At 65.4% G+C, this 26,573-nt stretch carries 28 protein-coding genes and 2 tRNA genes; 11 read left to right on the top strand and 19 right to left on the bottom strand.

Annotated elements, in window-relative coordinates; genetic code table 11:
* The 4 genes from E3O18_RS05555 to E3O18_RS05540 all read left to right on the top strand — a co-directional run bounded on the left by E3O18_RS05555 (window position 1) and on the right by E3O18_RS05540 (window position 3,015).
* Complete coding sequence (locus E3O18_RS05555; RefSeq protein ID WP_134396042.1) at window positions 1–909, top strand: sugar ABC transporter permease; 909 nt, start codon at window positions 1–3, stop codon at window positions 907–909.
* 7 nt (window positions 910–916) lie between these two features.
* On the top strand, window positions 917–2,782 hold the full coding sequence (locus E3O18_RS05550) for a glycoside hydrolase family 13 protein (RefSeq protein WP_134396041.1): 1,866 nt from the start codon (window positions 917–919) through the stop codon (window positions 2,780–2,782).
* A gap of 54 nt (window positions 2,783–2,836) precedes the next feature.
* Window positions 2,837–2,908: transfer RNA gene (locus tag E3O18_RS05545), tRNA-Thr, on the top strand.
* Window positions 2,909–2,941: 33 nt separating this feature from the next.
* Window positions 2,942–3,015, top strand: a tRNA-Met gene (locus tag E3O18_RS05540).
* Between the two features lie 776 nt (window positions 3,016–3,791).
* On the opposite strand, the gene E3O18_RS05535 is transcribed toward E3O18_RS05540, so the two are convergent.
* Both E3O18_RS05535 and E3O18_RS05530 read right to left on the bottom strand, forming a co-directional pair.
* Window positions 3,792–4,328, bottom strand: a complete 537-nt coding sequence (locus tag E3O18_RS05535) for a hypothetical protein (protein ID WP_198410576.1) — start codon at window positions 4,326–4,328, stop codon at window positions 3,792–3,794.
* 605 nt (window positions 4,329–4,933) lie between these two features.
* Window positions 4,934–6,481: a 5'-nucleotidase C-terminal domain-containing protein gene (locus tag E3O18_RS05530; protein WP_134396039.1), complete on the bottom strand. Its 1,548-nt coding sequence runs from the start codon at window positions 6,479–6,481 to the stop codon at window positions 4,934–4,936.
* A gap of 952 nt (window positions 6,482–7,433) precedes the next feature.
* Here E3O18_RS05530 and E3O18_RS05525 point away from each other — a divergent pair.
* Window positions 7,434–8,030 carry an SOS response-associated peptidase gene (locus tag E3O18_RS05525; RefSeq protein ID WP_198410575.1) on the top strand — a complete coding sequence of 199 codons (597 nt, stop codon included), beginning with the start codon at window positions 7,434–7,436 and terminating at the stop codon, window positions 8,028–8,030.
* A 227-nt stretch (window positions 8,031–8,257) separates the two neighbouring features.
* Here E3O18_RS05525 and E3O18_RS05520 read toward each other — a convergent pair whose 3' ends face one another.
* The gene (locus E3O18_RS05520) at window positions 8,258–8,425 is read right to left on the bottom strand and encodes a restriction endonuclease (protein WP_241976539.1); all 168 of its coding nucleotides are present in this window, start codon (window positions 8,423–8,425) and stop codon (window positions 8,258–8,260) included.
* 268 nt (window positions 8,426–8,693) lie between these two features.
* Between E3O18_RS05520 and E3O18_RS05515 the strand changes: the two genes are divergently transcribed.
* A complete protein-coding gene (locus tag E3O18_RS05515) occupies window positions 8,694–9,161 on the top strand; it encodes a GNAT family N-acetyltransferase (protein WP_134396038.1) in 468 nt (155 codons plus the stop codon).
* 920 nt (window positions 9,162–10,081) lie between these two features.
* Here E3O18_RS05515 and E3O18_RS05495 read toward each other — a convergent pair.
* Window positions 10,082–10,486: a heavy metal-responsive transcriptional regulator gene (locus E3O18_RS05495; protein ID WP_134396036.1), complete on the bottom strand. Its 405-nt coding sequence runs from the start codon at window positions 10,484–10,486 to the stop codon at window positions 10,082–10,084.
* A gap of 54 nt (window positions 10,487–10,540) precedes the next feature.
* On the opposite strand from E3O18_RS05495, the gene E3O18_RS05490 reads away from it, so the two are divergent.
* Window positions 10,541–10,849, top strand: a complete 309-nt coding sequence (locus E3O18_RS05490; RefSeq protein WP_134396035.1) for a thioredoxin family protein — start codon at window positions 10,541–10,543, stop codon at window positions 10,847–10,849.
* An 84-nt stretch (window positions 10,850–10,933) separates the two neighbouring features.
* On the opposite strand, the gene E3O18_RS05485 is transcribed toward E3O18_RS05490, so the two are convergent.
* The 12 genes from E3O18_RS05485 to E3O18_RS05430 form a co-directional block, all read right to left on the bottom strand.
* Window positions 10,934–11,797 (bottom strand): permease prefix domain 1-containing protein, encoded by an 864-nt coding sequence (locus tag E3O18_RS05485; RefSeq protein WP_134396034.1) that lies wholly within the window; start codon window positions 11,795–11,797, stop codon window positions 10,934–10,936.
* Window positions 11,794–12,126, bottom strand: coding sequence for a PadR family transcriptional regulator (locus E3O18_RS05480; RefSeq protein WP_134396033.1), 333 nt, complete (start codon window positions 12,124–12,126; stop codon window positions 11,794–11,796). The genes E3O18_RS05485 and E3O18_RS05480 overlap by 4 nt, the downstream gene beginning before the upstream one ends.
* An 833-nt stretch (window positions 12,127–12,959) precedes the next feature.
* Window positions 12,960–13,433 carry a hypothetical protein gene (locus tag E3O18_RS05475; protein ID WP_134396032.1) on the bottom strand — a complete coding sequence of 158 codons (474 nt, stop codon included), beginning with the start codon at window positions 13,431–13,433 and terminating at the stop codon, window positions 12,960–12,962.
* A 438-nt stretch (window positions 13,434–13,871) separates the two neighbouring features.
* Window positions 13,872–15,029 carry a family 43 glycosylhydrolase gene (locus tag E3O18_RS05470; RefSeq protein ID WP_166784883.1) on the bottom strand — a complete coding sequence of 386 codons (1,158 nt, stop codon included), beginning with the start codon at window positions 15,027–15,029 and terminating at the stop codon, window positions 13,872–13,874.
* Window positions 14,929–15,693, bottom strand: a complete 765-nt coding sequence (locus tag E3O18_RS05465; protein ID WP_166784882.1) for a family 43 glycosylhydrolase — start codon at window positions 15,691–15,693, stop codon at window positions 14,929–14,931. The genes E3O18_RS05470 and E3O18_RS05465 overlap by 101 nt, the downstream gene beginning before the upstream one ends.
* A 443-nt stretch (window positions 15,694–16,136) precedes the next feature.
* Complete coding sequence (locus E3O18_RS05455; RefSeq protein ID WP_134396030.1) at window positions 16,137–16,922, bottom strand: acetoin reductase; 786 nt, start codon at window positions 16,920–16,922, stop codon at window positions 16,137–16,139.
* 216 nt (window positions 16,923–17,138) lie between these two features.
* A complete protein-coding gene (locus E3O18_RS05450; protein ID WP_134417689.1) occupies window positions 17,139–17,744 on the bottom strand; it encodes a PHP domain-containing protein in 606 nt (201 codons plus the stop codon).
* A gap of 144 nt (window positions 17,745–17,888) precedes the next feature.
* Window positions 17,889–18,104: a hypothetical protein gene (locus E3O18_RS05445; protein WP_134396028.1), complete on the bottom strand. Its 216-nt coding sequence runs from the start codon at window positions 18,102–18,104 to the stop codon at window positions 17,889–17,891.
* Between the two features lie 290 nt (window positions 18,105–18,394).
* Window positions 18,395–18,643, bottom strand: a complete 249-nt coding sequence (locus E3O18_RS05440) for a hypothetical protein (protein WP_134396027.1) — start codon at window positions 18,641–18,643, stop codon at window positions 18,395–18,397.
* A gap of 114 nt (window positions 18,644–18,757) precedes the next feature.
* A complete protein-coding gene (locus E3O18_RS05435) occupies window positions 18,758–19,348 on the bottom strand; it encodes a recombinase family protein (RefSeq protein WP_134417688.1) in 591 nt (196 codons plus the stop codon).
* A gap of 199 nt (window positions 19,349–19,547) precedes the next feature.
* Window positions 19,548–19,685 (bottom strand): hypothetical protein, encoded by a 138-nt coding sequence (locus E3O18_RS16050; protein ID WP_166784881.1) that lies wholly within the window; start codon window positions 19,683–19,685, stop codon window positions 19,548–19,550.
* Window positions 19,685–20,113 carry an AarF/UbiB family protein gene (locus E3O18_RS05430; protein WP_174722110.1) on the bottom strand — a complete coding sequence of 143 codons (429 nt, stop codon included), beginning with the start codon at window positions 20,111–20,113 and terminating at the stop codon, window positions 19,685–19,687. The genes E3O18_RS16050 and E3O18_RS05430 overlap by 1 nt, the downstream gene beginning before the upstream one ends.
* Window positions 20,114–20,187: 74 nt before the next feature.
* On the opposite strand from E3O18_RS05430, the gene E3O18_RS05425 reads away from it, so the two are divergent.
* Complete coding sequence (locus E3O18_RS05425; RefSeq protein WP_241976470.1) at window positions 20,188–20,886, top strand: NAD(P)H-hydrate epimerase; 699 nt, start codon at window positions 20,188–20,190, stop codon at window positions 20,884–20,886.
* Window positions 20,887–20,928: 42 nt separating this feature from the next.
* Window positions 20,929–21,108: a hypothetical protein gene (locus tag E3O18_RS05420; RefSeq protein ID WP_134394843.1), complete on the top strand. Its 180-nt coding sequence runs from the start codon at window positions 20,929–20,931 to the stop codon at window positions 21,106–21,108.
* Window positions 21,109–21,216: 108 nt separating this feature from the next.
* Here the strand turns inward: E3O18_RS05420 and E3O18_RS05415 are convergent, their stop codons facing one another.
* Window positions 21,217–22,128 (bottom strand): LysR family transcriptional regulator, encoded by a 912-nt coding sequence (locus tag E3O18_RS05415; RefSeq protein WP_134417686.1) that lies wholly within the window; start codon window positions 22,126–22,128, stop codon window positions 21,217–21,219.
* A 72-nt stretch (window positions 22,129–22,200) separates the two neighbouring features.
* Here E3O18_RS05415 and E3O18_RS05410 point away from each other — a divergent pair, with 72 nt between their 5' ends.
* Window positions 22,201–23,169 (top strand): DMT family transporter, encoded by a 969-nt coding sequence (locus tag E3O18_RS05410; protein ID WP_134398402.1) that lies wholly within the window; start codon window positions 22,201–22,203, stop codon window positions 23,167–23,169.
* A 208-nt stretch (window positions 23,170–23,377) separates the two neighbouring features.
* On the opposite strand, the gene E3O18_RS05405 is transcribed toward E3O18_RS05410, so the two are convergent.
* On the bottom strand, window positions 23,378–24,304 hold the full coding sequence (locus tag E3O18_RS05405; RefSeq protein ID WP_134417685.1) for an ornithine cyclodeaminase family protein: 927 nt from the start codon (window positions 24,302–24,304) through the stop codon (window positions 23,378–23,380).
* Between the two features lie 419 nt (window positions 24,305–24,723).
* On the opposite strand from E3O18_RS05405, the gene E3O18_RS05400 reads away from it, so the two are divergent.
* Window positions 24,724–25,695, top strand: a complete 972-nt coding sequence (locus E3O18_RS05400) for a PfkB family carbohydrate kinase (RefSeq protein ID WP_134417684.1) — start codon at window positions 24,724–24,726, stop codon at window positions 25,693–25,695.
* Window positions 25,696–25,710: 15 nt separating this feature from the next.
* On the opposite strand, the gene arsM is transcribed toward E3O18_RS05400, so the two are convergent.
* On the bottom strand, window positions 25,711–26,547 hold the full coding sequence (arsM, locus tag E3O18_RS05395; protein ID WP_134417682.1) for an arsenite methyltransferase: 837 nt from the start codon (window positions 26,545–26,547) through the stop codon (window positions 25,711–25,713).
* Window positions 26,548–26,573 lie beyond the last annotated feature (26 nt).

Genomic DNA, 26,573 nt, shown 5'->3' with positions numbered 1-26,573 from the left:
ATGCAGGTCAACAATCGGGAGACAAGCGACCGCATCGTCGCGCGAAGGTCGTCATTCCAGTTCAAGCGCTGGTTCAAAGCAACGGGATGGCGCCACCTGATCGGCGTGTTCATGGCCGTGTTCTCGGCGTTCCCCCTCGTCTACGTGCTCTCGGCAGCGCTGCAACCCGGTGGCACCCTGATCACGGCAAATGGGCTCTTCAGCAAGGTGAGCCTCGACAGCTTTGTGACGCTCTTCAACCTGCCCCAACAGCCATACGCCGCCTGGTACGGCAATACCCTGATCATCGGAGTGATCACTTCGATCGGCACGGTGTTTTTGGGCGCCCTTGCGGCGTATTCCTTCTCCCGGATGCGTTTTTTCGGTCGCCGGGGGGGACTGCTCACGCTCGTACTGTTGCAGATGTTTCCCCAACTGTTGGCTGTCGTTGCGATATTCCTCCTGCTCAACGGCATCTCCGATATCTTCCCCGCGATCGGACTGGACTCGCAGGTCGGCCTGATCATGGTCTACCTCGGCGGGGCTCTTGGGGTGAACACCTACTTGATGTACGGATTTTTCAACACGATTCCCGCTTCGATCGATGAGGCCGCCAAGTTGGACGGTGCTGGGCACGCGCGCATCTTCTTCACGATCATCCTGCGACTGGTCGCACCCATTTTGGCCGTCGTCGGCCTCCTCTCCTTCATCGGCACGACGAACGAGTTCGTCATCGCGAGCATCGTGCTGATCAGTCCGGAGAATCAGACCCTCGCGGTGGGCCTGTACCAGTTCGTGTCTCAGAAATTTTCCACTAACTACTCGGTCTTCGCGGCCGGCGCCGTGCTCGCGGCCCTGCCCGTGATGGCCCTGTTCCTCTGGCTGCAGAAGTACATCGTCGGTGGCCTGACCGCCGGATCGGTGAAGTAGGGCGCGCATGCTTCCGCACCACGACGGGTCGGCCCTGTACGTCTCCGACCAGGCGCCGCGGCCGGGCGACACGGTCGGCGTGCGGGTGCGGGTGCCGGAGGCGTGGGGCGCCGTCGCATCCGTGCACGTGCGCTCGACACCCGACCGGGAACCGCGCTTCCACGAGGCCCGCCTGCTCGGCGCGGCGGAGGGCTGGCGGTGGTGGGAGGCCGAGGTCGAGATCCTGAACCCGGTCAACGGCTACCGGTTCCTGATCAACCGGGTCGACGGCGGGCACTGGTGGCTGAACGCCGCCGGAGCGCATTCCTTCGAGACCGTCGACGCGGAGGACTTCAAGCTGCTCAGCCATCCGGCACCGCCGGACTGGGCCGCGTCGACCGTGATGTACCAGATCTTCCCGGATCGTTTCGGGCGTTCCACGGCCGCCGCGCTGCGCGAGAAGCCGGCCTGGGCTGTGCCCGCGGCGTGGGGCGACCCGGTGGCGGCGGAGCAACCGGCCCGTTCGCACCAGTTCTACGGTGGGGACCTCGACGGCATCGTCCTGCACCTGGACCACCTCGAACGGCTTGGCGTCACCCTGCTCTACCTGACGCCCGTGTTCCCGGCCGGCTCGTGCCACCGCTACGACGCGCGGAGCTTCGACGTGGTCGACCCGGCACTGGGCGGCGATGCTGCCCTCGTGCGGCTGGTCGAGGCTGCCCACGAGCGGGGCTTCAAGGTGATCGGCGACCTCACGTCGAACCACTCCGGCAACCGGCACGAGTGGTTCCGGGCGGCGCACCGCACCCCGGATGCCGTCGAGAGCTCCTTCTACTACTGGCTCGACGACCGGCACGAGGACTACGCGTCCTGGCTCGACGTGCCCAGCCTGCCGAAGTTCAACTGGTCCTCGATCGAGCTGCGCCGCCGGTTCATCGAGGGGCCGCAGTCGGTGGTGGCGAAGTGGCTGCGGGCCCCGTACCACCTTGACGGCTGGCGCATCGATGTGGCGAACATGACCGGCCGCCTGCAGGGGGAGGACCTGAACGCCCTGGTGCGGCAGACCATCCGTCGCACCATGATCGCGGAGAACCCCGACACCATCCTGCTCGGCGAATCGACCAATGATGCGTCGGACGACTTCCAGGGTGACGGCTGGCACGGCGCGATGACCTATACGACCTTCACCCGACCGGTGTGGAGCTGGCTCTCGAAACCGCACAGCCCCTCGACGTTCTTCGGGCTGCCCTACGGCACCATCCCGCTGACCGACGGGCGGGCGTTCGTGGACGCTCACCTCCGGTTCACGGCCGGCTACCCCTGGCGCACTCGCCTGGCCACCATGAACGCTCTCGACACGCACGACACTCCAAGGTTCCGCACCCATGCGATCGACGGGGGAGTGGCCGTCGCCTTCGGGCTGAGCGCGACCCTGCCGGGCATCCCGGTGGTCTTCGCCGGCGACGAATTCGGACTGGCCGGCGACGACGGCGAGGGCTCGCGCACGCCCATGCCGTGGGATACGGCGGGCGACTCCGAGGTGGCGGCCACCATCGACCTGTACGCCGCGCTGATCCGCTTGCGCACCGCCCACCCGGCCCTGAACGGCGGCGGGATGCGCTGGGTGCACGTGGGAGCGGATGTGCTCGTCTACGTGCGCGAGTGTGCGGAGGAGTCGGTGCTGTTGGTCGCGGCCCGCGCCGCGTGCGCGGTGACACTGCCGCTCGGGTCCGTGGCAGGGGAGCCGACCCGGCTCCTGGGCGACGCCGCCGTCAGCGTGGCGGGCGGACGAATCCGTCTGGAAACGGACGGGCCGAGCTTCACCGCGTGGGCGCTGCCGGGGGTTTCGGTGCCCGATTCCGCCCCACGGTCATCGAGCCGGCCGACTTGGTGATAATATTTACCGGTTGCCGAAATTTGGCTTGGTTTTCGTTCACACGGATGCTTCGCCCCCTTAGCTCATTGGTAGAGCACTTCCTTGGTAAGGAAGAGGTAGTGGGTCCGATTCCCACAGGGGGCTCTGGCTTGGAAGCTCTTGCAGCCGACAGGTCGTGGCGGGGTAGCTCAGTTGGTTAGAGCACACGGCTCATAATCGTGGTGTCGCGGGTTCAATTCCCGCTCCCGCTACACATAAAGGCCCTTTGACCAGGAATTCTACCGGTCACGGGGCCTTTCTTTTTGCCCGGATGCTGACCGACTCCGCTCTAGATCTGAAGTGCGGGCGAAACTCCGGTGCGCATACTCTCGCGGCCGGCGGGTGGTGGGTTGCTGTGCTTGCCCGAGTCGGACGCACACCCTCGTCGGCCCGAGACGCACGAGGCTCGGGTTGCACCTGCAACCGGGGCCTACTCGCTCGACGATCGCGCCCCTAACCCGAAGGGCACGACGCGAGCGACCCCCTAAAAGAGTTCAGTCAACGACTACATGATTAAGGGGACTACAGCTATGGGCGCATCGCACAATCGCGGCGAGGGTCCCGGTGGCTCGGAACTATCTTCTGAGGCCTACGAGAGGTTCTCCATCTACTTGGGCGTGGGGAAGGCGGACGAGGTCGCGAACGACGTGCGATCCGGTGAAATGTCAGCTGATGACGCTGAGGCATGGAGCAGGACCGTCCAGGAATCACATGAGAATTCCCGCCACAGGCCTGACATTGCGCCACAGGATTGGCAGGCGTTCGAGGAAGGGTGGCGCCCCGAGGGGCGGCAGGAAGAGCCCTGCCGGCTGAGGGGGGCTGAGATAGCGTGTCGCGGGACAAATGTTCTCAATGCCCGACCGCAGAGGCCGATGCCGCGAGGAAGTGCCGAGCGCACGAAAGCGCGCAGAGATGCTCGGCAGCATCTCCCGGTGGTGCGGGTCTCGCAGCTCGCGGGGGAGGTTCGGTCGCCGGTTCGCGCGGTGGGTCAGTTCCGGTTAATCCCGTGCCCGCGGCTGTCGAGGGCGAGCTTCCAGACGGACTCGCGCTGCAGGATCGTCTCGGACTTTGTCTTGGGGTCGAAAATCTCCAGGATGGAGTACTGGAAGCTGCCGATGATGCGCTGGAGTTCGTGGTGACTAAGCCTGACGTTCTGGTAGCCAGGGAACGTGCCGAGCTTGGTGTCCGGTGCGAGCTCATACACCTCGGGGTTGAGCTTGCTGTCCTGCAGCGTCCCGTACCACCGCAGGTACAGGTCTCTACCGACCGGCCTCTCCAGCTTGACGATGAGTCGTTTGATGTACTCCGAATACTGGTCAAGCAATTCCAGTTCGTAGCCAGGCCCGCCGATGATCTCCGGCACGATTGAGCGCACCTGGAAGAACCCGCCGAAGATGACGTACTGGGGTCCGTACGGGTAGTACTGGGCGAAGGTGAGCAGGAACTCGGCGCGGTCAAGGTTGTTGTTCTGGTGCCGCTCGCGGTGGCGGCTCATGTCAAGCCAGTCCTCGAGATCGTCGGCCATGAGCAGATCCCACGCTGAGGCACCTCCGACCCCTGCTCGGATGTTGAACTTCGCCTTGGTCAGGCTGGGTTGCGGGACCGGCATGAAACTCGTGAACCGAATCAACTCTGCGCCTTATGAACGACCTGCTGTGCTTCGAGGCTATCGTCGGTCCGGGGGTGCGTCGCACCTCGCAGCCGCGCTGACGAATCTGTTCGCTTGGACGAGCAGATTGAGGCCAAGGTGCGAGAAGCAAGCGTGTTGGACGGCCCCATCTGAGCCTGAGGTGTGTTCTGGCCGATCTCGACCGCGTCAGGTCAGGTAGCGCTTCGGCCCTGCCATGGGGAGCCTCCCTGTTCGGGGAGTCGGATGCCGCGGTTCGTTGGCAGCGGTGAGGTCAGTGGGTCCCGCTTAGATTGCCCCGGCGGGTCCCACTTGGGTTGACAAATCCAGAACTGATGATTGCACTGGCGATGAGCTGAATTGTCACCATGATGCGCGGGCTGGGCGAGCCGTTGGGGTGGGCTTGCTGCCGGCGGAACACGACAATAGATCCTGCGTGGAGGGTTGCCGCGCTGATCGTGAGTGCAACGCCGTGCGCGAGGCCGCCGATTTCGGCGTCGGTCTTACGGCAGGACGGTGATCCGTCCCTCCGTCGTCGCGTCGACGACGCCGAGCGACTTTGCGTGGGCCATGATCGCCTCCGCGTCGCTTGGCGCTCCCGAAGCTGGGACCAGCACTGATCCTCCCGAGAACCCGGCGACGCCGTCGCCGCCACCGACGACGTAGTTTGTTACCGCCACCGAGTATGTGGATGCGACGTCGATTGGTTCCCCGGCGACCCGGACGTCGCTTACGCGTGAGCCGACGGCAGCACTGGGGGAGTAGGAGTAGGAAATCCCCGACACCTGGGGGAAGCCGCCTCCCAGAATGTCCACGTGTCCAACGCCCTGCTCGAGTGCCGCGACGATCCCGGCCCCGGACGCCTGCACCACCATGACTTTGTTGTCGAAGGGTGCGATGGAGTACGCGTCCCGCGTGGTGAAGTCCGGCCCTGGTGCCTCTGCGCGCAGGCCACCACCATTCATCCACCCGATCTGGGTGCCGTGGTACGCGCGGAAGGCATCCGCAACCCAGTTGCCGAGAGCTGTTTCCTGGCGGCGGGCGGCGTTATCAGGGTTGAGCAGCGGGGTCTGGACAGTGGCGAGGACCGTGGAGAGGTTGGCCGCCATATCGGCCTCGTAGAACTTCTCGAGCTGGCGCAGAATCGGGTCCGGGGTGACCGTGTGGTCCACCTCGATCACGGACGGGGCGACGATGTACTCGCCGCCCTCTTTGGTGATGTCGAGCCGGATGAGCGAGCCGATGTTCCCCTCGGGCGCCATCAGAGGGACCCTGCCGGAGTAGGAGATGACGGACTCGTACTCAGCCATCTCCTCGCCGAAGATGGCATCGATCTCCGGTACGGCCTGCGCCAGCACCCGGTTGTCGTCCATCGAGTGCTGTGTCACTGCCACCACGACGTCCACCTTCTCTGTCGCTGTCATGTCGGCCACGGCGGCCCGTGCGGCTTCGACGGGATCGGTCTCGTCGAGCTGGTCGCTGGCCAAGGTCGTATCGATGGCGTCGGTCAGGCCGATGAAGCCCACTCGCACCTTGCCGATGCGCTGGACCTCCCACGTGCCTCCCGCCACGAACGGCTCGCCCTCAGCGTCGACCAGGTTGGAGGTGATCCACGGAAACTCCGACGCGGCAACGAGCTCGCGGGCGTTATCGATCCCGAAGTCGAAGTCGTGCTGGCCGAAGTTCGCGAGGTCTACGCCGATCTTGTTGAAGGCGTCGACCATCGGGAACCCCTTGTAAAGCCCGCCGAAGAGCGTGCCTCCGGCCAGGTCGCCGCCGAAGACGACGGATGTCGCTGGGTTGTCCTCACGCACCGTGTCGATCGCAGTGGAGAGACGGGCGACACCGCCGCGGTCCTGTCCGCCGGAGAGTACTGCGCCGATCTCGTGGGCGTCGTTGAAATACAGCAGGGTCGCGGAATTCGACGCGCGCGCGTTGTCGGCATCGGCGGCCTGATCGGGCGGGGCGGCCTGGGCCTGGGCCGGTGCAGTCGCCGCCAGTACTATCGCAAGGGCCGCAATGGACAGGAGCCGGATCAGGGGGCGAGGCAAGGTGTGGTCCCTTCGAAGTCGGAGCGTGCGTACCCGACCAAGGTCCCCGCAGGGTGTGAACGTGACCTGTCCTGCCAAGGTCATTTCAACGTCCTACTGAATAACAACTGACTTCACACTTTCCAGCGCGGCGGCTTCCAAAATAGCGGCAGATTCGTGGTCCCGAGCACGACAGGCGAGCTGTTAAGTGTCTTCGACGCGACCGGCGACAACGCCGTCGACTGGCAGCCCTCCTACAGTGTTGCCCCCACGAACCGGGCGCCAAGCGTGCGGGAGTGGATCCACGACGAAACAGTCACGCGCGACGTGGACTTGGCGTCGTGGGTGTCTATTTTCGAAGTCGTCTGCACAAATGTTCGTACTCGCCTGCACAGCAGCGAAAAAGCGAAAGCGGCCGTTCGGCTGCCCAGCAAGCAGCCCAAACTGTCCGAGGCTCAGGAGAAGCAAGCACCTGGTCGACGTGTCCCAGGGGGTGAGGCCCACACTCTCCCGGGGCAATCCAGCGCGCCGGTGACACTGCCGCCTGTTCACTGTGTGCAGAGGAGTTCGGAACAAACGGGCGCCTTGTGCAGAGGAGTACGAAAAAGCCAATGTTCACACTCGCCTGCACAACCCCGAAACACAGGGGTTCGTTGTGCTGACGACTTCGGAAAATGACACCCGCCTCGGCCGCGTGCCGCGTCCCGGTGACGGGCCTGAAGGCCAAGCGCGGGTGCGCGGGTGGTGTGTCCATCATGAGCGACGAGCTGGGTGTGCCGAACTGCGAAATGTGCCTGGTGCCCATGGTGATCGAGGGCACCGATGAAGGCCCCTCCTGGTGCTGCCCCGAGTGCCGCATCGTTCGACTCGCATGAGGCCCCCTTCAGTGATGTTGCTCAGAAGGTGTTACGGTCGACCCCATTGCTGACGAGGCCGGGGTGGAGCTAATTTCAACTGCATATGCGGTAGATATGTGGTCCCCAATACGACAGACGAGCTGCTGAGCCTCTTCGACGCCACCGGCGACAATGCCGCTGACTGGAAGCCCTCGTACAGTGTTGCGCCCACCGACCCGGCACCTATCGTGCGGGAATGGATCCACGACGCAACAGTGCAGCGAGACCTGGACCTGGCTTCCTGGGGATTGAAGCCAGGTTGGGCGAAGCCGGGTGGCCCGGCCCCCATCAACGCACGCTTGGAGTCGGTGGCCAGTAATGGCATGTTCCGCAGCGCGTTTGTCAGCCAACGGTGCCTGGTGCCCATGGCCGGCTACTACGAGTGGCAGCAGATGGACGACGCCAAGCAGCCCTACTTCATTCACAGCGACGGTGATTTGCTGGCCGCGGTCGGCCTCTACGCGTCCCGCCAAGAGGACGATGGGTGGAAGATCACGTTCACGATCATCACGCGCGCAGCGCGAGACGCGTCAGGTGAAATCCACGACCGCATGCCCGTGTTCTTGACCCCGGACGTGTGGGACCAATGGCTGCACCCGGAGAAGATCAGCGACAAGGAGGAAACCGTGTCGATGCTTGACCACACAGCTCCATTGCCATCGCAAGAACGGTGACGGCGCACCCGGTAGCCCGGACAGTCAACGTCGTCCGCACGCTCAACAGCGAGGACCGGCGACTGATCGAACCGATCAGCTTCTAGTGGGAAGCTACGCCGACTGGAATTCTTCTTTGTGGACCACACGTGGAGCTGTCAATCGAAGAAGTCGTCGTCCACTTCGACAACGGCGTAGGTCTGTCACGATTGGACGCCGACTAGATACTTGATGATCAAATCCACGAGTCATTGACCGTCGATGAGGATGATGCGAGACGGTACGTCGGCGGTGTAGCTGATGGCGGCCGGTGTGAACGCGCTCGTCGTGATGAAGACACCGCGGGTGGCACCGAATCCATCGAGAGCGCCGACGAGCGCCCGGCTCGTTTCGCCCGCGTTGCACTCCGCTCCCACGGGCGTAAAAGGGTGCTCCGCAGATTCCTACGGAATCCGACCTGTGGCCGCCCTTGACTCCCGCTCCGCTGCGTTCAACGGACCAAATTATCAGCCGATGGCGAGCCATCGGCTGATAGCCGAAATATCGACGTAGTTCAGGCCCCGTGTTGTCTGACGTCGATGGTCTGCCGGACTGAGAAGGGAACAAATCATGAATGACTCACTGACCGTTTATACGCTTGGTTACGGGTATGAGGGGTGGCGAGGGCGCTGTCAGACTGGTCGCATGCCGATCACCCTGGTTCCGATCAACGCCCAACGGTTCCCCTCGTGGCAGGAACGGTGTCACGCCGAGTACAAGGCAGACCTGATCACTGCTGGTGAGACGCCACATGCTGCCGATCGGCATGCCGCCGATTCTCTAGAGCGGGCATTCCCCGCAGGTGCCCCCACCGCGGATAACGCTGTGTTTGACCTCGTTCACGACACGGATGGCACCGTCGGGTACCTCTGGATCGGTCGCGACAGCTCGGGCGATGACACTTCGTGGTGGGTCTGGGACGTCGTAGTCGAGCCCGAATACCGAAATAAGAGCTACGGGCGAGCGGCGATGCGGCTCGCTGAAGACCATGCCCGAGCGGCAGGCGCGAGCACGCTGGGCCTTAGCGTGTTCGGTCACAACGAGGCCGCGCGGGGACTGTACGAGTCAGTCGGATATGAAACCACTACCGTCAAGATGCGGAAGCAGCTCTGACTCCGCTCAGTCTTCGCTTTCTGAGATGGCGGTGAGCCACTGAAGGGACGCTGCAAGACAGAGCGCGGCGGGGTAGTTCCGAGCGGTCTTGTCGGAGCGCATCGCAATGCCGCGCCATTGCTTAAGTCGGTGAAGCACCGCTCGACGACGTTGCGGCCCTTGTGGTCGACCGCGTCGAACACGATCGGATGGCCCGGGCGCTTACGACGGTGAGCGATTTGGTCATCTCGTTCCGGAATCGTCGTCCTCACATCCCGCGCCCGCAGGCAGGCCCGGTTCGACTTCGACGGGTATCCCTTATCCGCGCGCAGCCGCTCCGGCCGACGCCGGGGCCATCCAGCCGTCGGAACGCGGATCTGGTCCATCGTTGTCGGCAGCATAATCGTGTCCGCAACCTGGCCACCCGTGACGACGAAGCTGAGCGGCCGGCCTTTGCCGTCGCACACGAGATGTGTCTTCGTCGTCAGCCCACCACGCGACCGGCCGATCGCATGATCGGGCGGCTCAGCGCTGGTTTTGTTGTAGTCCAACAGGCGCCTTTTTGAGTCGTGGCAGTGTCGCACCGTGTTGATGCACGCGAACAAGCGTTGAGTCGATCGACGCCGCCCAATCGACTTGCTCTTGTGCTTCCGCGACGCCTTGGACATGCTCGAGAAATCGAGCCCAGACGCCGATCTTGGCCCACCGGTCGAAGTTGCGGTAGATCGTGTTCCAGTTCTCGAACCGCTCCGGCAGGTCCCGCCAGGGAACACCCGTTCAAAACCGCCAGATCACTGCCTCCACCACGAGCCGACGATCTACCGGTGGCCGGCCTCGCTGCTTCGCCGGAGGGAATAGCGGACCGAGCAGAGCCCCGGTCTCGTCCGACAGCACATTACGCGTCACATTCCCAGCGTCATGGCATGAGTAAACGTTGCGTGCTAATGCCGAGCTTGGGTGATGACGTGGCAGACACTGCCCGCTTCGCGATCGCCTGGGTCGAGATGCTGGCTCGCGTCGATGATGTGTTGCAGCTCTATTTCAAGAAGTACGAGTTCTTGTTGGCGGCGGTGCACATCCGCAAGTCTTTTTGAGAGGAGGTTGGAGACGTGTTCGCACGGCACCTCGCCAGCTTCTCTCACAGTGATGATGCTGCTAATTTCGGCCAATGTCAGACCAGCCGTCTGGGCGGACCGAATGAACCGCAGGCGCGATAGGGCCGCTTCATTGTAGCGGCGGTAACCGTTCCCCCCACGTTCGGCGTGATCCGACAGGCTGCGCCGCTCATAAAACCGGATGGTCTGTGCGGTTACGCCGCTCGCGATGGCCAGGTCTCTAATCTGCATATTCCCATTCCACCACTTGACCTTGCACTGCGGTGCAACGTTTACGGTGAAGGCATGGATATTACGTTGCAGTACTTCGATGGGTGCCCGAACTGGAAAATTGCTGCTGAGCGGCTGGCGTTGATCGCGGCTGCATGCCCCGGCATCGTTGTGACCCGGCGGTTGGTCGAGGATCTGGAAGACGCAGAGACAATCGGTTTTCGAGGTTCTCCGAGCATGCTGGTGGGCGGAACAGACCTCTTTCCCGACCTATCGGCCGCGGTGGGACTGGCCTGCCGCATCTACAAGACCCCCACGGGACTAGCCGGCGCCCCAACCCTGGAGCAACTGCGCGATGCGATCGCCACAGCATCAGCGGCATAGGTAAGGAATACGACCTGTTCGTGATCGATGCCGCCCATCTGATGCAGGGCAAAGGCATCAGCGAGAATGAGGGTGTGTTAGGCCTCAGCGGTCTCGAAGATTGGCACGGTTGATGGTGTTGGCGACGCTCCGCGCCCAGGTTGCGGGGAGGGCGACGAGTAGGCCCGCGGCGACGAGAAGCAGTGTGAGGGCCGTGCTTCCGATGATCCAGGAGCCCTGATTTGCGGTCTCTGGCAGGTAGGTCACTACGAGTGGCGGTACGGGAGATAGCGCCCAGAGCAAGACGGCAAGCGTGAGAGCTGTAAAGCGGCGGCGCTCGTGGGTTTGCGCCAGCTCAGCAGCCCACTCGGTCACGGAGGGATTTGGGCCGAAGTTTCCTCCTTGTAGCCGGGCGAAGGGCGTGAAGTTTTTGGATATGCCCGCCAGCAACACCACCCCGCCGGCTGCGACGAAAAGTAGAAGCACGGTTCCGGCCACGACTGCGGCTCCGCTATCCACTGGTGAATCGTGCATAGCTGCGGTATTGAGCAACAGAAGCAGTGGGATCGGAGACATAACGCAGAGTGCGACGCCAGCACCGAGCCGGTATCGCGTGTTGCGATGCGCTCCGGCGAACCCTTCGGCCTCCTTCATCGTTACGGGCGGCTGGGTGGCTACCCATGCCCCTGCAGCGAGGGCCGGAGCGGCAGCTCCTGAAGCGAGGTTCATCGAGGTCGCATCGGCCGGAGCGATTTCGGCTGTGATACCGAGCGCTGGCGCCACTTCGTCGAGGTTCCCGAAGTCAGTGATGACCTTCCCCACGGCCTCGTTCTGCGTCGATCCTTCGGCAATGAGGCTGCTGTACGCGTCTTCCATCATCGTTTGCAGTTCGGCTTTCGCCTCGAGCAAGCGAGGCGTCTGCGGATACGAGCTGAACATCGTCTCTAGGTAGGCGATAACCACGTTCATGAGCGGATTCCTTCCACGAAACGATCAACTACAGACTTGGTGTCGCGCCACTCATCGACCTTCTGATCGAGGTAGGCGAGACCTGATTCGGTGACTTGATAATAGGTGCGGGACTTGCCGGACTCAGATGTACCGGGAAACGACGTCACGAGACCGGAGGCTTCGAGGCGCTTCACGGCGGAATACAGGGTTGTTTGCTTGATGGAGTAGTCCGCTCCGGTCACAGCGCTGATCTGCTGCACGAGCTCATAAGCGTAGGACGGCCCCTTCTGGAGTAGCGAGAGCACCATGAGATCGACGTACCCGCGAATCGCGTCTGCGCTAATCATGGCTACTCCTTCCGTGCTTTGCTACGTTGATCGTACTACGACGCACGTAGCATAAGCAACTTCAATCGCACGATGAGTCACATACCCACCCTGACCCGGGAACGTGACCCCGCTGAGGCGGTGCTGGTCGTCTACGGTCGATACTCTTTCGGCGGCGGCGATGTTGGCAGGTCGCCTGGGGCAGCGCGGCCTCCGAAAGTTATGGTGGCGATCGAGGACTGCCAGCACCGATGCCCTTAGCAAGCAAGGACAGGATTGCCCCCAGTATTTGCCATGGCCGGGCATGGCCACGTGATTGAGTCATGCGGTTCCCCGATCTCTGTGTCGTGTGCGTCCCGGCGTCGAGAGCCTGCACGATCGCGCAGCTACTTCGCGGCGCGAATTTGTCACCCTACGAGGGTGACCAACGCGTATCGCGTCGACACGAGTACAAGATCGTCTTCAGGTCTGCCCGGTGCCAACCAGTTACAACACTGCTGAAAGGGCGTGACATTCTGTCGTCACGCGCGGGCATCCGCTGTCCCGGAAGCCGGACTCTCATGGGCACGGACCCAAGGTCCGTGGTGGCGTGAATGAGCTGCGCACGCGAGTGCGGAATTTGTGCAGCCGAGTATGGAAATCGACACGAAACGGCTGGGGGCTCGTGCTGAAGGGACCGTCCCGTTTGCCCTGCCCGAGAGAATTCGCAGTCAGGCCCGTCTAAAGGAACGCCCGTCCCGTGAATAGGGACCGCAGCCTCCGCCTCGACCACTACCCGCTCTCGCTCCAGTTCCGCGGCCTGGCGGGCCCGGACCTTCCCTGCCACGTCCAGCAGATCCCACATCTGCTCGCCGTCACTGACACCCCGCGGGCGCCGGCGCGCCGGGTTCGGCCGCGGAACAGGGCGTAGTGGTGCGGAACACGGGCGCCCCGATCTGTGCCTGGGCGTCGTGGAAGAACACCACGTTGAATACCGGTCCGGTGCCGTCGTCGAGGGAGAGGAATACGACGCGGTTGCCGCTTCGCATTGGGGGTGTGTGGGTGGCGCGGCGGACCCCGGCGACCAGGACTTCGGTGCCGCCCGGCAGTTTCATTAGCTCCGACGCCGGCGTGACCCCGAGTTCCTTGAACAAAGGGTAGAACCGGGTCATTTGGTGGTGGCCGACGGCGAGGCCGAGGTCTCGGAGTTCCACGTCTGTTTGGGTGCGGCCGCGGAGGTCGAGGGCGGTGACTGACCGGTAGAAGTCAGGCAACGGTAGGTCAATGTCGGACACGAGCTGGTCGGGTCCGACGGGGAGGGCGCGCCCGCCGGCCTTGGATATGGGCAAGGAGATCGCCGCGGCGGGCCCGGTCGTAGCCGATGAACGAGTCCAGGGCGCCGACCCGGGCCAGGGCATCGAACGTGCGCCGGCGCGGCCGGCACCCCCCCCCTCGGAAGTCTCGTATGGAGGAGAACGGTTGGTGCTCGGCGATCCGCTGGCGCTCGAGCGCGCTGGAGCCGGCGAGTTCGGGCAGGGCTAGTACTACAGTCGCGTTTATGGGACGTGTCCGCGGGTCTTGTAGTGGTGGTGTTTCGCGGTTTTTGGTGTCGTCGTCGCCACTTGAAGCGTGTTGTGTTTTGTCAACTTTGGGTCGGCCATTTCAGCGAAGAATCGGGCCAGTGTGGCGCGGTTTCTGGCCACCCAGGTCTGCGCGGAAATGTTCACAACTTAGCGCACTGCGTTCACGCCATGAGCAATGATCGGTGCCCTTCGTGCCACCAACGACTATTCCTTCCGGCTGAGCTTAGACACCCGCACATAATCGAACTCTGCGGTGAACTTTTGGCTAGCGTCTTGCAGTCCAAAAGCGGCGAGCGCAAGGCGTGGTTCGTCTCCGATCGCGTGCGTCCAGGTGCCCCCGCGGACCCAGGTTTTGCCGTCCTGGCTGGTGTAGGCGGTGTAGCGCTCGGTGTCTCCACCGGCAGCCGCGCTGGCCGCACTTTGCAGTTTCTCGACGGCGATGCGCAGGTAGGTCCATTCCTCCGATGGCGGGCCGACAACCGTGTTGCCGTACCGTGCCCATCCTTCTGGCACCGGGGAGATCTCCTTGGCGAACTCGGTCTGTCGGGTGTTGAAGATCGATGTGTTGGAGAGTTCGACGAAGTTGTCTTCGTCCCCGTAGGCGAGCACTCCCGCCTGTGCGAAATTGAAGCAGCAGCCCTCGTCGGGCACCGAGACCCGCACGCGTGTCTCGACGACGTAATCGCGGTCGGGTGCTTCGCGCACGAGGACGGATGCCGTGTCGACGTCTGCGAAAAGGTCGGTCGCCTCGATCGGAACCGTGAGTACCCCGTCGACGATGCTGGATGCGGGCGGTGTCAGAGCCGACGAGGTCGATTCGTCTCCGGCCCAATCCCAAGACCAAGCAGGCAACAACTCCGTGCCGGAAAACTCGTCAGTGTAGTCAGGTAGCAGTTGGCCAGGGGTCTGCTGCCGCTCAATCCGGGGCGTTGGACGCGCCTTCTCGCCCTCTTGGCCGGCGGGCGCGAATAGTTCGCGATCAGACGGACCGCGCCCCCCGTTCACGGTCGGCCATCCATCGACCCAGTCGATGGCGTCGAGGAGAGCCGGGCGTTTCGTGAATCCGGTGGCTGTCTCGAAGAATGGATCGCGCTGGTCAACCGCGTGATATATCGTCCACCATGCGCCCGCGGCATCCTGAAACACCGTGTTATGCCCCGTGCCGACCCAACGATTGCCATTCATGGTGAGGAACGGCGTACCTCCGGTCTGGGTATCCGTTAGCGAAATTCCTTGTGCGTCGACGAACGGACCGAACGGATCAGCCGAGCGGCCGACGAAGACGCTGTAGCCGGTCAGCGCTCCGTTGCAGCAGTTGGTCGCAGAAAGGAAGAGGTAGTAGAAGCCGTCTTTTTGCACCACGGGAACCCTCGTACTTATTGTCGAGGGCGACGAGGGTCGAGGTGGATTCGTCGACCGATGCTCCGGTGGCGGAGAAAGTCACGTCTGCACCGAACACGCCCCCGTAATAGCTACCGTAATACAGCACACTCGCCTCGCTCACCGTGTCTCCGAGCACATCCGGGTCGTAGGTCCACAGGAAATTGCAGCCCTCACCGTTCTGACGTGGGTCGATCACAGGTTCGTCGGAGAACAGCCATGGGCCGGTGGGGCTCGCACTCACAGCAACACCTATCGCGTTGTCGCTACCGCAATCATCGACACCGCTCACCGCTGCGATTGTGTCGGTGACACCGACGAACATGTAGTACTGGTCGAAAAGGTCGGAGTACACCACCTCGGGTGCCCAGAGCGCCGCATCGGGCTCAGCCCAAGAGGGAAGAGTGTCGAACGCGTCCCCTACGTAGGTCCAGTCGACCAGATTCTCGGAGGCCATGGTCGGAACTCGGTGGAACGCCAGATCGCCGTCTGCATTGAGATCTTCGTCGTTGAGCGGATCGGTGGTGCAGTACATGTACCACGTAGTGTCTTCTGGAGCTTGCCCGCGCAACACAGTTGGGTCGGCGCAGCTCTCGACAACGTTGCCGTCTCGACCCTCCGGAGACAGCGGATTGGTGTAGGACACATATCGACCGTCGAAGTACGACCCCTTACCCATAGACACGGGTAGGCGCAGATGCCCGCTTCCTCTCGCCGGCGGATGAAGCCACAGGTCGATGTTCGGCACCAACTCTAGTAATTACAGTCCGGCTGAAATTCGACGTGATTTCATCCGATTTGATAACGCCGCCACAGAGTTCCAGGAGTCACACACCAGCGCCTCGGCTCCGGAGTCCACGCGGACGCGACGATGGACCGGATCATCCACAACACGATCTGGGTCGAGACGGGCACCTACAACGTGAGGCAGCACGCGGTTTGATTCCGAGCGCCGTCCCAAGGAAACGGTTGGGGGTTCGAATCCCTCCAAGGGTACCCAGTACACGCGCACCGATGGCGAGGTCCGGATTGTTCCCGACCTCGCCATCCGTTCGTCGCGGGGCGTCGCTCCCCAGAACGTGCCAGGCTCTAGTTGTAGAGCATCCCGCCGTCGACGAGCAGGACCTGGCCGGTCACGTAGTCGGAGTCGGGGCCAGCGAAGAACGACACGATCTTGGCGACATCCTCCGGGGTCTCGATACGGCCCAGCGCGATGCCCTCGACGTTTTCCTTGAGGTTCTGACCGCGCGGCTTGCCGTTGATGGCGCTGAGCTTCTCGTCGATGAGGTCCCACATGCCGGTGCCGACGATGCCGGGAGCGTAGGCGTTGACGGTGACGCCTCGGGGTGCGAGCTCCTGGGCGGCAGCCTGGGTGATGCCGCGCACGGCGAACTTCGACGCCGAGTAGGCGCCGAGGATGGGGAAGCCCTGAATGGCGGCGATGGAGGCGGCGTTGATGATCTTGCCAGCGTGGCCGAGCTCGTCGAACTTCGCGACGGCGGCCTGGATTCCCCAGACAACGCTGTTCACGTTGATGCGGAAGATCTTCTCCATGTCTTCTGCCGTGATCTCGAGCATGGGTGTGACCTGCGCGATGCCGGCGTTGTTGACGATCACGTCGAACCCGCCGAGCTTCTCGGCCGCGGTGTTCACGGCGGCGAACACGTCGTCGCGGTTGGAGACGTCGGCGGTGACGAAGACGGCCTTGCGTCCGAGAGCCACAATTTCGGCGACGACACCGGCACCCTTCTCGGCCTGGAAGTCGAGGTCGGCGACGGCGATGTCGTAGCCGTCCTGGGCGAGGCGGAGGGCGATGCCGCGTCCGATTCCCTGTCCGGCTCCGGTGACGAGTGCGACTTTGTTAGAAACGGTCATGGTGGTTCTCATCTCTGGTTCGGGCATGCTGAGCGCCGTTTGGCGTCGTTGACCCGCGGCCCGGACGGTGTCGGTCAGACAACCGTTCGGACTCATTCAGGTTAGGCGACAGATCCGCCGGCCGTTGCCGCCATCGCAGGCTTGACGCTGGCCGGGTGCGCCGCGAACACTCTGCCCGCCCAGAGGAGCGCCGTCCAGTGAATATCGTCCGCGACCTCACGCCCTCCGCTTCCACATCTGAATGACGTTGTCCGCGGCCTCCGCCTCCGCCTCGACCACCACCCGCTCCCGTTCCCGCTCCGCGGCATGACGCACCGGGATTTTCTCCGCCACGTTGGATACCGGCCCGCTGCCGTCCTCGAGCGAGGGGAAGACGACGCGTTTGCCGCGTTGGAGAGGATGGCGGGGGTCCCAGTGTCCTCGGCGAGGCCCAGCATCCGGGTGGCCGCAGCCACCGAACCGCGTTGCCCGGTCGGTGCGAGATGGCAGACGACTTCGAAGGTGATCGAGCCGATCGGCATGACGCGGAGCCATGCACGCAACCCCGCAACCGCCCCCGCCGTGCGCGAGCAGGGTCACCCGTCCTAGCGGCCGGTGTTCGTCATCGTGGACGGCCAGGTCCGCGCCGAGGCCCGGCCGGATCCCGGCGGCCGCGCACGCCCGCACGTGTTTGATGGCCCCGTACAGCCCGTACCGGTCGGTGAAGGCGAGGAAGTCAGCGCCGGCGGCGGCCGCCTGGTCGACGAGCGCCTCGAGCATGGTCACGCCGTAGTGCGGCGAGTACGCGGAGGCGACGTGGAGGTGCGGGAAGCCCCGTCCCATCCGCACCTCCAACCCCTGCTATCGAACGTTTATTCAACATGGGGAGTGCAGGTATCTAACATCTTCACCAGTCACGGAGGTCCTCGCGTGGCACGTTAACGTGATTGGGGCCTTTCGTGGGGAATTGCTCGGAACCTCACGCGGTCAGAGAAACCGGTTGGGATGCGTAATGCCGAACGTTTTGAGGGCGGGTGTGAGCATTTCTCCGATTCGTTTGGGCAGGTCGGCGCGTTCCGTAAGTCGATTGGAGATTTCCTGCACGCCGTAGAAGTACGCGACCGGGTGCCACGCCTCCCGGTCGTGGTCCAGGCCGGCAAGTATCTCTTCGGCGGCCTCGGTCTCGCGGAGCAACATCCTCATGCGCGCGACCCAGCCGACATGCGGTGTTGGCAGGGTGGCTGGGATCAGTTGGTACTCCCGCCGAGAGGGGGGTGACCGAAGGGGCTCGCACCCAGGCCGCCTCGTTCAGATTCCGCCGCCGGCGCGCTGAGGGCTCGCACATGTCGAGGGGTGCTCGGCCGTCAGCGGCGACGCAATTGTATGTCGCTGGCCTGGGTACGCGGTTCTGATTCGGTTCCTACGCCGTTCCTGAGTGCTCACGCAGAACCTGTCGGCCTCCGCGATGGTGGCGCTGCATCGTCGCTTGGAAGTCATCGTGTCTTGCTGGAGAAATCGTTCGGGTCGAGACCGGCGATTCGACGCGCATGGTCTTGGAGTGCTTCTTCGCTCACAGTGTGTCCAGCATCTGCGAATCGTTCACGCAGCGCGTCGAGGACTTGGTGTTCGCTGTGGCCGGCGAGGTCAGCTTCCTCCTGTGCGAGAATCCCCGCCACCTTGTCCTCGTCCGATTGAGAATGCTGGTCTTGGATCGGTTCATTCTGTGTGCCGTCACCATTCATGCTGGTCCTCCGATCTCAGGGGTTCTGTTGGGAAGCCTAACGTTCAGAGTGACGCCTTGTCCGCCGCGACCTCCCGAGGAGTCGCCTAGTTCTGGCGCGCTCCCATGATCATTCTCAGACGGCCGCAAACGTAGCGTATTTGCCGGAGCTGTTCAGCGCGGCGTAGAGCGTCTGCCGCGACACCCCGAGGTCCCGGGCCACCAACGCTTTCGGCACGCCAGCCTCGACCCGCTCGCGGGCCTCAGTGATCTGCTCCAGTCCGAGCTTCGGAGCCTTCTCGTACGTCCCGTTCCTCTTCGCGATGGCGATGCCCTCTGCCTGCCGTTCACGGATGGATTTGCGCTCCAGCTGTGCGATAGCGGCGAGAACCGTGAGCATGAACTCACCTTGGGGGGTATCCGTGTTCAGGGCCGGGTTGTCGACGAATTCCAGCGCGACGCCCTTCGCCTTGAGCTGTTCGACAAGCGCCAGAAGGTCAGTCGTCGAACGTGCAAGCCGATCTGATGACTTCACCCGAACCTTGTCCCCCTCGTGCACGTAGGCGAGCATCTCCTGGAGCTGTGCTCGGTCTTCGGTATTCTTGCCCGACACCTTCTCGAAGAACATCTTGTCCACCGTGCCGAGCGCTTCAAACTGCCGAGCTTCGTTCTGGTCGGTGGCGCTAACGCGCACATAGCCAACCACCTGCCCTTTGTGTCCAATCATCTCTAAGATCCTCCGTCGCTTCTGTCCAATAGTATCGGACACCCACTCTGATTGACGCACAGGCTGCTACGCGTTCCAGATAGCCTCGGGCCGCTTGTCACCTCCGCTGTGCCCTGGTCATCGAGAGGCAGAACAGCTCGTGTGCAGGGGTCTCCTTTACCGGCTGTGAGCAGCGGGTCAGGATGCCGGCGCTGGCGATTCAATCGTCCAGACCGAATGCCTCGGAGACCTCGTCGATGGTGCTGAGCACGGTGCGCATGGCGGCGCCGAGCTCGGCCCGAGGCGCGTCGGACGTCTCGTTCAGGTCGCTGAACGTGTCGCCGACCAGGTACTCCATCACCAGCACGCGATCGCTGGACAGAGACTCGAACAGCTCGGGGAAACGCAGGTCGCCGGCCCGCGGACCGCGCAGCTGGAGGCGCGCATGGCCGAGAGGTTCAGCGCCTCCAGCCGGAAGTCCAGTTGGCGCACGAGGTCGGCCGCATAATCCTCGGCGACGGCCTTGATGCCCAGAGTTCTGGCCTGCGGAGACGTCAGGCTCATCAGGTTCGTCACCCGCAGGGCGATGGCGACGTCGTGCCGCAGTTCCGGCACGATCCCGGACCGCTGCACTTTGACGGCCGCCACCGTGCCGTTCATCAGGGTCGCCCGGTGCACCTGGCCGATGGAGGCCGCGGCGATGGGATCGGGATCGAAGCCGGCGAAAACGCCGGCGAGGCCCGCAGGATGGGAGACGGGTGCGAACCGGGTGGCACGGGGGGGCACGGTCAGATCTCGGCAGGGCTCGGCGGGCGCCCCCGGTGCCGTAATTCGCACCGCCGCGGGCGTACTCTGGCGACGTGAAAACCTACACCGCCGCCCAGATGCGCGAGGCCGAGACTCCTTTCCTGGCCGAGGGCGTGCCGCTGATGGAGCGGGCATCGGCCGCGCTCGCCGCGGAAACGGCGGCCCTGCTCGAGGAGCTGCTCCCGGAAGGTCGGGGTGCGCCGGACGCGCGGGTGCTGGTGCTGGCCGGTGCGGGGAACAACGGCGGCGACGCCCTGCACGCGGCCGCGCTGCTGGCCGCGCAGGGTGCCCTGGTGACGATCGTGCCCACGTCGGCACAGCTCCACGACGGCGGCCTCAGCGCCGCGCTGGCGGCCGGGGCGGCGCTGCTGCCCCTGAATGAAACGGATGCCGCTCTCGCCCGGGCGGCGCGGGCATCCGCCGTGATCCTCGACGGCATCCTCGGCACCGGCACGAGCACCAGCCCGGCGCTTCGCGGGCGGGCTCGTGAGGTGGTGGCGGCCATCCTTCCCACGCTGCACGACCACGGTGCGCCCCTCGTGGTGGCGGTGGACCTGCCCAGCGGGATCGGCGTCGACGACGGCGCCGTGCCGGACCCCACCGTGCTGCCCGCGCATCTGACGGTGACGTTCGGAGGCTGCAAACCAGGCCTGCTGCGGGAACCCGCGGCGAGCCTGGCCGGACGGATCGTCGTGGCCGACATCGGCATCGGCCACGAGCTCACCCGGATCGCGGCCCGGGATCGACGGTAGTCATTTCCTCCCGCCCAAAGGCACTGAGGAGGGGCCGACGCCGTGATCACAGTTGCGCCCGCAGTGTTCGTCGCCGCCTTCGGTATGCTCCAGACGCCTGCCGGGCTGTGGGCGTTCCTGCTGGTCCCCATCTGGTCGGTGGGGGAGATCCCTGCGATGGTCAGGCAGCTGCAGTTCACGCGCGCTGTGCAGCGAGTCAGGGAGCAGCTCGTCGACTGGTGAGGCGGCGCATCCGTCGCCCGTCCCCGCTCTCGCGGGGTGGGGTGTCCGCTGGAAGACCTCGGCGACCTTGACCATGCCGGTGAGTCGGACATCCGCCCAACGCAGCGGTCATTCCGTGCGGCAGTCGGCCACCGCTCGCAGCTCGCCCAGCACCCGGCGCACCGACGCCCGCAGCAGCGTCTCGGGGCGGCTGAGCACGTCGATCTGGCGGCCGACCCGCAGGTCGTCGATCGGCAGCAGCACGAGGCCGGACCCTGGCGCCGGGGCCATCGTGTACCGCGGCAGCAGTGCGATCGCGGCCCCCGAAGCGACCACGGAGGCCGCCACGAAGAACTCATTGATGCGGTGCTCGATGCGTAGAGGGTGCCCGGCGCTCGCCGCGACGACATTCACCGCCTCCGCGAGCGGGAAGCCCGGGTGCCCGGCGATCCAGGGCTCGTCGGCGATGTCGGCGACGGACACCGACGACCGACCGGCCAGCGGATGCCCGACATGAAGCGCCACATCCAGCGGTTCGTAGAGCAGCGAGGTGACCGTGATCCGGTCCGGCCAGAGGGGATCGTGCGGTAGCCGGTGGGCGATGACGAGGTCGTAGTCGGCGACCAGTGCCGGGAAATCCTGCCGTGCGACATCCTCGTCGCCGCAGCGGAGGGGCGGCCCGGTGGGTCCGACCGGACTGGCCAGTCGCGAGATCAGAGGCCCGAACCAGGCCAGCCCGGCGCTGTGGAACGCCGACAGGCTCACCGGCGCGGCCGGCTCCTCGTGGAAATGTGCCACCGACTGCTCGGCGGCGGCCATCGCCGTGGACACGCTGGCGGCGGCGGTGGCGAGGGCCGTGCCGGCGGGTGTCAGCACAAGCCTGCGCCCGCGTCGTTCGGTCAGCGCCACGCCCGTGCTGCGCTGCAGCGCGGACAGCTGCTGCGACACCGCCGACGACGAGACGAACAGCGCGCGGGCCACCGCGGCGACGCTGCCGCGCTCGCCGAGTTCCCGCAGGATAAAGAGCTGATGCAGATCCATAAGCAAACACTAAAGTCTCAGTTCAGAATTGGCCATCTGGACTTAACGGATGCCGCCCGGCAGCATTGGCCCATGACCTTCCTCCCGCGGCTCGGACGTTACCGCATCGACGCCGTCCTGCTGCTCGTCGCGCTGGTCTGGGGCGGAAGCTACCTCTCCGCCAAGGTGCTCACCGAGCAGGCGAGCGTGGGCGCCGTGCTCGCGTTGCGCTTTCTGGTGGCTGCGCTGGCGCTGCTGCTGATCTGGGCGTTGAGCCGGCCGCGGCGGCCGACCCGCGCCGAGCTGGCCGGAGGCGCGCTGCTCGGGCTCACCCAAGCGGCGATTCTCTGGTTGGAGACGGCCGGCGTGGCCGTGACCTCGGCCACAAACGCGGGCCTGATCATCAGCCTGACGATCATCCTCACCCCGATCCTCGAGTCGGTCGCGGCGCGCAACTGGCTTCCGCGTTCGTTCTTCGTGGCCGCGGTGCTCGCGGTCGTCGGGGTGGCGCTGCTCGTTTCCGGCAACGGTTTTCGCGCCCCGAATCCTGGCGACCTACTCATGCTCGCCGCGGCGCTCGTGCGCGCCCTGCACGTCACCATGGTCGGCCGGGTGACCCGCGCCGCCGGCGCCGGCCGCCGGCCCGGCACGCTCACGATCACGCTGGTGCAGGCCGCCGTGGGTGCCCTGGTGTTCACCGCAGCGGATGCCCCGGGCACGCTTCGGGCGATCGGCGCCTTCGGTCCGGCCGCCTGGCTGGGGGTGCTCTACCTCGGTCTGGCCTGCAGTGTGTTCGCGTTCCTGGCCCAGACCTGGGCGATCCGGCACACCTCGGCCGCGCGGGCCAGCCTGCTGATGGGCACCGAACCGGTCTGGGCGGTGGTTGTGGGGGTGAGCCTCGGCAGTGAGAACCTCGGCCTGGTTGCGGTGCTCGGGGCAGGCCTGATCATCGCGGGCACCTCGTGGGGACAGCGGGTGGAGCGGGGGCACCGACTTCGGGCGGCGGCCGACGTGCTCGCGGTGCCGGCGCCGTCACATCCGTCGCCCGCGGCCGTCGGCTAAAGCAGGGTTTGGCTGCAGCTCGGCGTGCGCGCGGTCTCGCTCTCGCTCTCGCCTGCACTAAATCCAGCCCGAACGAATTCGACGGAGACTTTACCTGAAACGGTCTCAATCCCTCTGAGAAAAAACGCCCTGATGGGAAAATCTCCGTCGAATTGGTTCGACGCTACCCACGGCGCTCCGTGATGAACGGCGTACACGCGCGGTGGGATTACTTACGGAAGACGGCCTGGGCGACCACCAGGTCCTGCCAGGACATGCCGGAGCTCGTGAAGACGCGGGGGCGCGACTGGTCGACGGCGACCGTGCCGGTCAGGATTTCCCGCATCGGCACCAGGGAATCGGCCTGGATCACGCCCTCCCGGAGCGGGATCAGCACGTCGCCGCCCTCCCGCAGCGCGACCTGGCTGTCTTCGACGACGACCTGCGCGCGTCCGATCAGCGCGCTGGAAAGCTCGCGGGCGTCGGGCTCGTGCGACCCGACCGCCACCGTGCAGGAGTTCCGCGGCACCAGGGACCCGTCGAACAGCGGGGTGCGGGCGGTGGTGGCGCAGACGATGAGCTGAGCGTCGGCCACGGCGCCGGCGGTGCCGGTCTGTGCGGGCAGCCCGCCCGCCCGCACCTGCTCGGCCAGTGCCTCGGCGCGGCCCGGGTGTCGGCCGACCACGGTGACCCGGCCGACCCGGCGGATGGCGCGCATCGCCTCGACATGCCCGCGCGCCTGGGGTCCCGAGCCGAACACCACGAGGTGCTCCACCTCGGCGGGCGCGAGCAGGTCGGCGACGGCCGCCGACACCGCCGGGGTGCGCAGGGTCGTCAGTGCGATGCCGTCGAGCAGGGCGACCGGGCTGAGCGTGGCCGCATCCATCAGCAGGTAGACGCCCTGGATGCGTGTCCGGCCGAGCTGCGCGTTGCCCGGCGCGACGGTGGCGATCTTGACGCCCACGAACTCGGCGGACTGCGACGGCATGAGCAGCAGCTGGCCCCGGTCGAGGGGCAGGCTGCTGCGGCTGAAATCAAGCGCCGGGTCGAGCCCAGCCCGCACAGCGGACTGCAGGGCACGTGCCGCGGAGCCGACGCCGACGCGGGCGAAGATCTCGCTGGCGGAGATCCACGGGGTGGGTGCATCGGAAGCCATGCTCCGACTGTACGTGTCGGAGTGTGGGGGCAGGTCACCCCGATGATGTCCTGCCCCCGACTAGGGGTGCTTCGCTCCGGTCTCATACGGACCCTGCAATCAGGGACTAAGGACCGGTGTTCGGGGAACAACCCTGCCTATATGCGAGCGTACGACGATGCCGCGCCCGGCGGAAGGGTCTGAACGAACGCGGCCGCATTTGGTTTCGCAAGGTGACGCGGGCCGGCTCGGGTGACGCGGGCCGGCTCCGGGTATCGCCCCGAACGAATTCGACGGCGATTTTGCGAGGATCGCCCCTGAACGCGCCCAAAAAGCCGTTCTGCACGAGAATCTCCGTCGCATCGGTTCACTATTGATGAGGACTCACGCACCTAGGCTTGGTGTGACGGGGTTGTTGGCAGGGGCAAGGGAGAGACCGAATGACGGAGCAGAACCTGACTGACCAAAGCCTGACTGACCAAAGCCTGACTGACCAAAGCCTGACTGAGCAGAGCCTGACTGGCCAGAACCGGGTGGTCGTGGTCGGCGACGCACTCATCGACGAGATGCTGAGCCCCGGGTCCCGCCTGGAGTTCCCCGGCGGCGCCGCCCTCAACGTAGCCGTCGGCCTGGCCGTGCTCGGTGTGCCGACCACCCTGATCGCCATGGTCGGCGACGACGCCGACGGCGCCCGGCTGCGCGAGTTCCTCGCCGCGCACGACGTGACTTTGGTCGCCACACCCGGGCCGTTTGGCAGCTCCCGCGCTACCTCCGACCGCACCGACGGCGAGCCCACCTACGCCTTCAACGAGGCCGCGCAGAAGCGCCGCATCGAGTTCGGCCCGGCCGAGCGCGCGGCCCTGGACGACGCCCGCCTCGTGGTCGTGAGCTGCTTCCCTTTCGACGACACGGCCCAGACGGATGCCTTCATCGCCGCGGTCGCGGAGCCGGAACGCCGCCTCGTGATCGACCCGAACCCGCGTTCGGGCATGCTCGCCGACGGCGACCTGTTCGTGGCGAACTTCGAACGAATCGCCGCCCGGAGCCTCCTCACGAAGGTGGGGGACGAGGACGCCGAGCTGCTCTACCGCAGCACCCTCGAGGAGTTGCAGGAGCGGCTGCTGACTGCCGGCACGCAGACGGTGCTGGCCACGGCCGGGCGCGCGGGGGCATCCGTTGCCTGCGGCGCCGATCTGCGGGTCAGCGAGCCGATCGCCGTGCTTCCCGGCGCCGTCGTCGACACCATGGGCGCGGGCGACGCCACCCTCGCCGGGGCCGTGCAGACTATGCTGACGAGGGGCGTGCCCACGGATGCCGCGGGCTGGCAGGCCCTGCTGGCCGACGCCATGCTGATCGCGGCCGCCACCTGCCGCCGGGAGGGTGCCCTGCTGCGCGTACCCACCGCGGGTTAGGCGGCGCTGGCCGGTCTAGGCGGCGCTGGCCGGCTTGACCGCCCGCACGATGGCGCCGTGCATCCCGTCGGTCACCTCGTGGGTCAGAGTGACGCTCACCTGCTCGAAGCCCGCGGCGGCGAGCAGGGACTCGTACTCCGTGATCGAGAGCGCGCCGGCGATGCAGCCCACGTGGGAGCCGCGCTCGGCCCGCTGGGCGGGCGCGAGGTGGTTCTCGGCCACGACGTCGGACACTCCGACGCGGCCGCCGGGCCGCAGCACGCGAAACATCTCCCCGATCACGGCGGGTTTGTCCGTCGACAGGTTGATCACGCAGTTGGAGATGACGACGTCGACGCTGCCGGAGCCCAGTGGGATCTCCTCGATCGTGCCTTTCAGGAACTGGACGTTCTGCGCCTGGGCTGCGACCGCATTGTGCCGGGCCAGGTCGAGCATCTCGTCGGTCATGTCGAGGCCGTAGGCGAAGCCGGTGGGACCGACCCGGCGGGCGGAGAGGAGCACGTCGATGCCGCCGCCCGAGCCGAGGTCGAGCACGGTTTCGCCGGCCTGAAGGTCGGCGACGGCCGTGGGGTTTCCGCAGCCGAGGCTGGCGAGCAGGGCAGCGCCCGGGAGGTCCTGGGTCGACGCGTCGTCATAGAGCGCGGAGCCGAAGACCAGGCTCTCGTCGATGGCGGTCGGCGCGCAGCAGCCGGTGGCGGTATCCGTTGCCGAGGCGGTAGCGTCGCCGCCGCAACACGTGACGTCGGGCGCGGCGGAGAGCAGAGACCGACGCCCCTCGTTCGTGACCGAGAGGGCCGCACTCGCGTAGCGGGCCCGCACCTCGTCGCGCACCGAGTTGCTGTTCTCGCTCATGGCGTTCTCCCTCGACTGAGTCCTGA

The organism is Cryobacterium sp. TMT2-42-4, assembly GCF_004402645.1.
GTDB classification, from domain to species: domain Bacteria; phylum Actinomycetota; class Actinomycetes; order Actinomycetales; family Microbacteriaceae; genus Cryobacterium; species Cryobacterium sandaracinum.
Note: the sequence above shows the minus strand (reverse complement) of the source record. Positions and strands in the feature narration are given on the sequence as shown.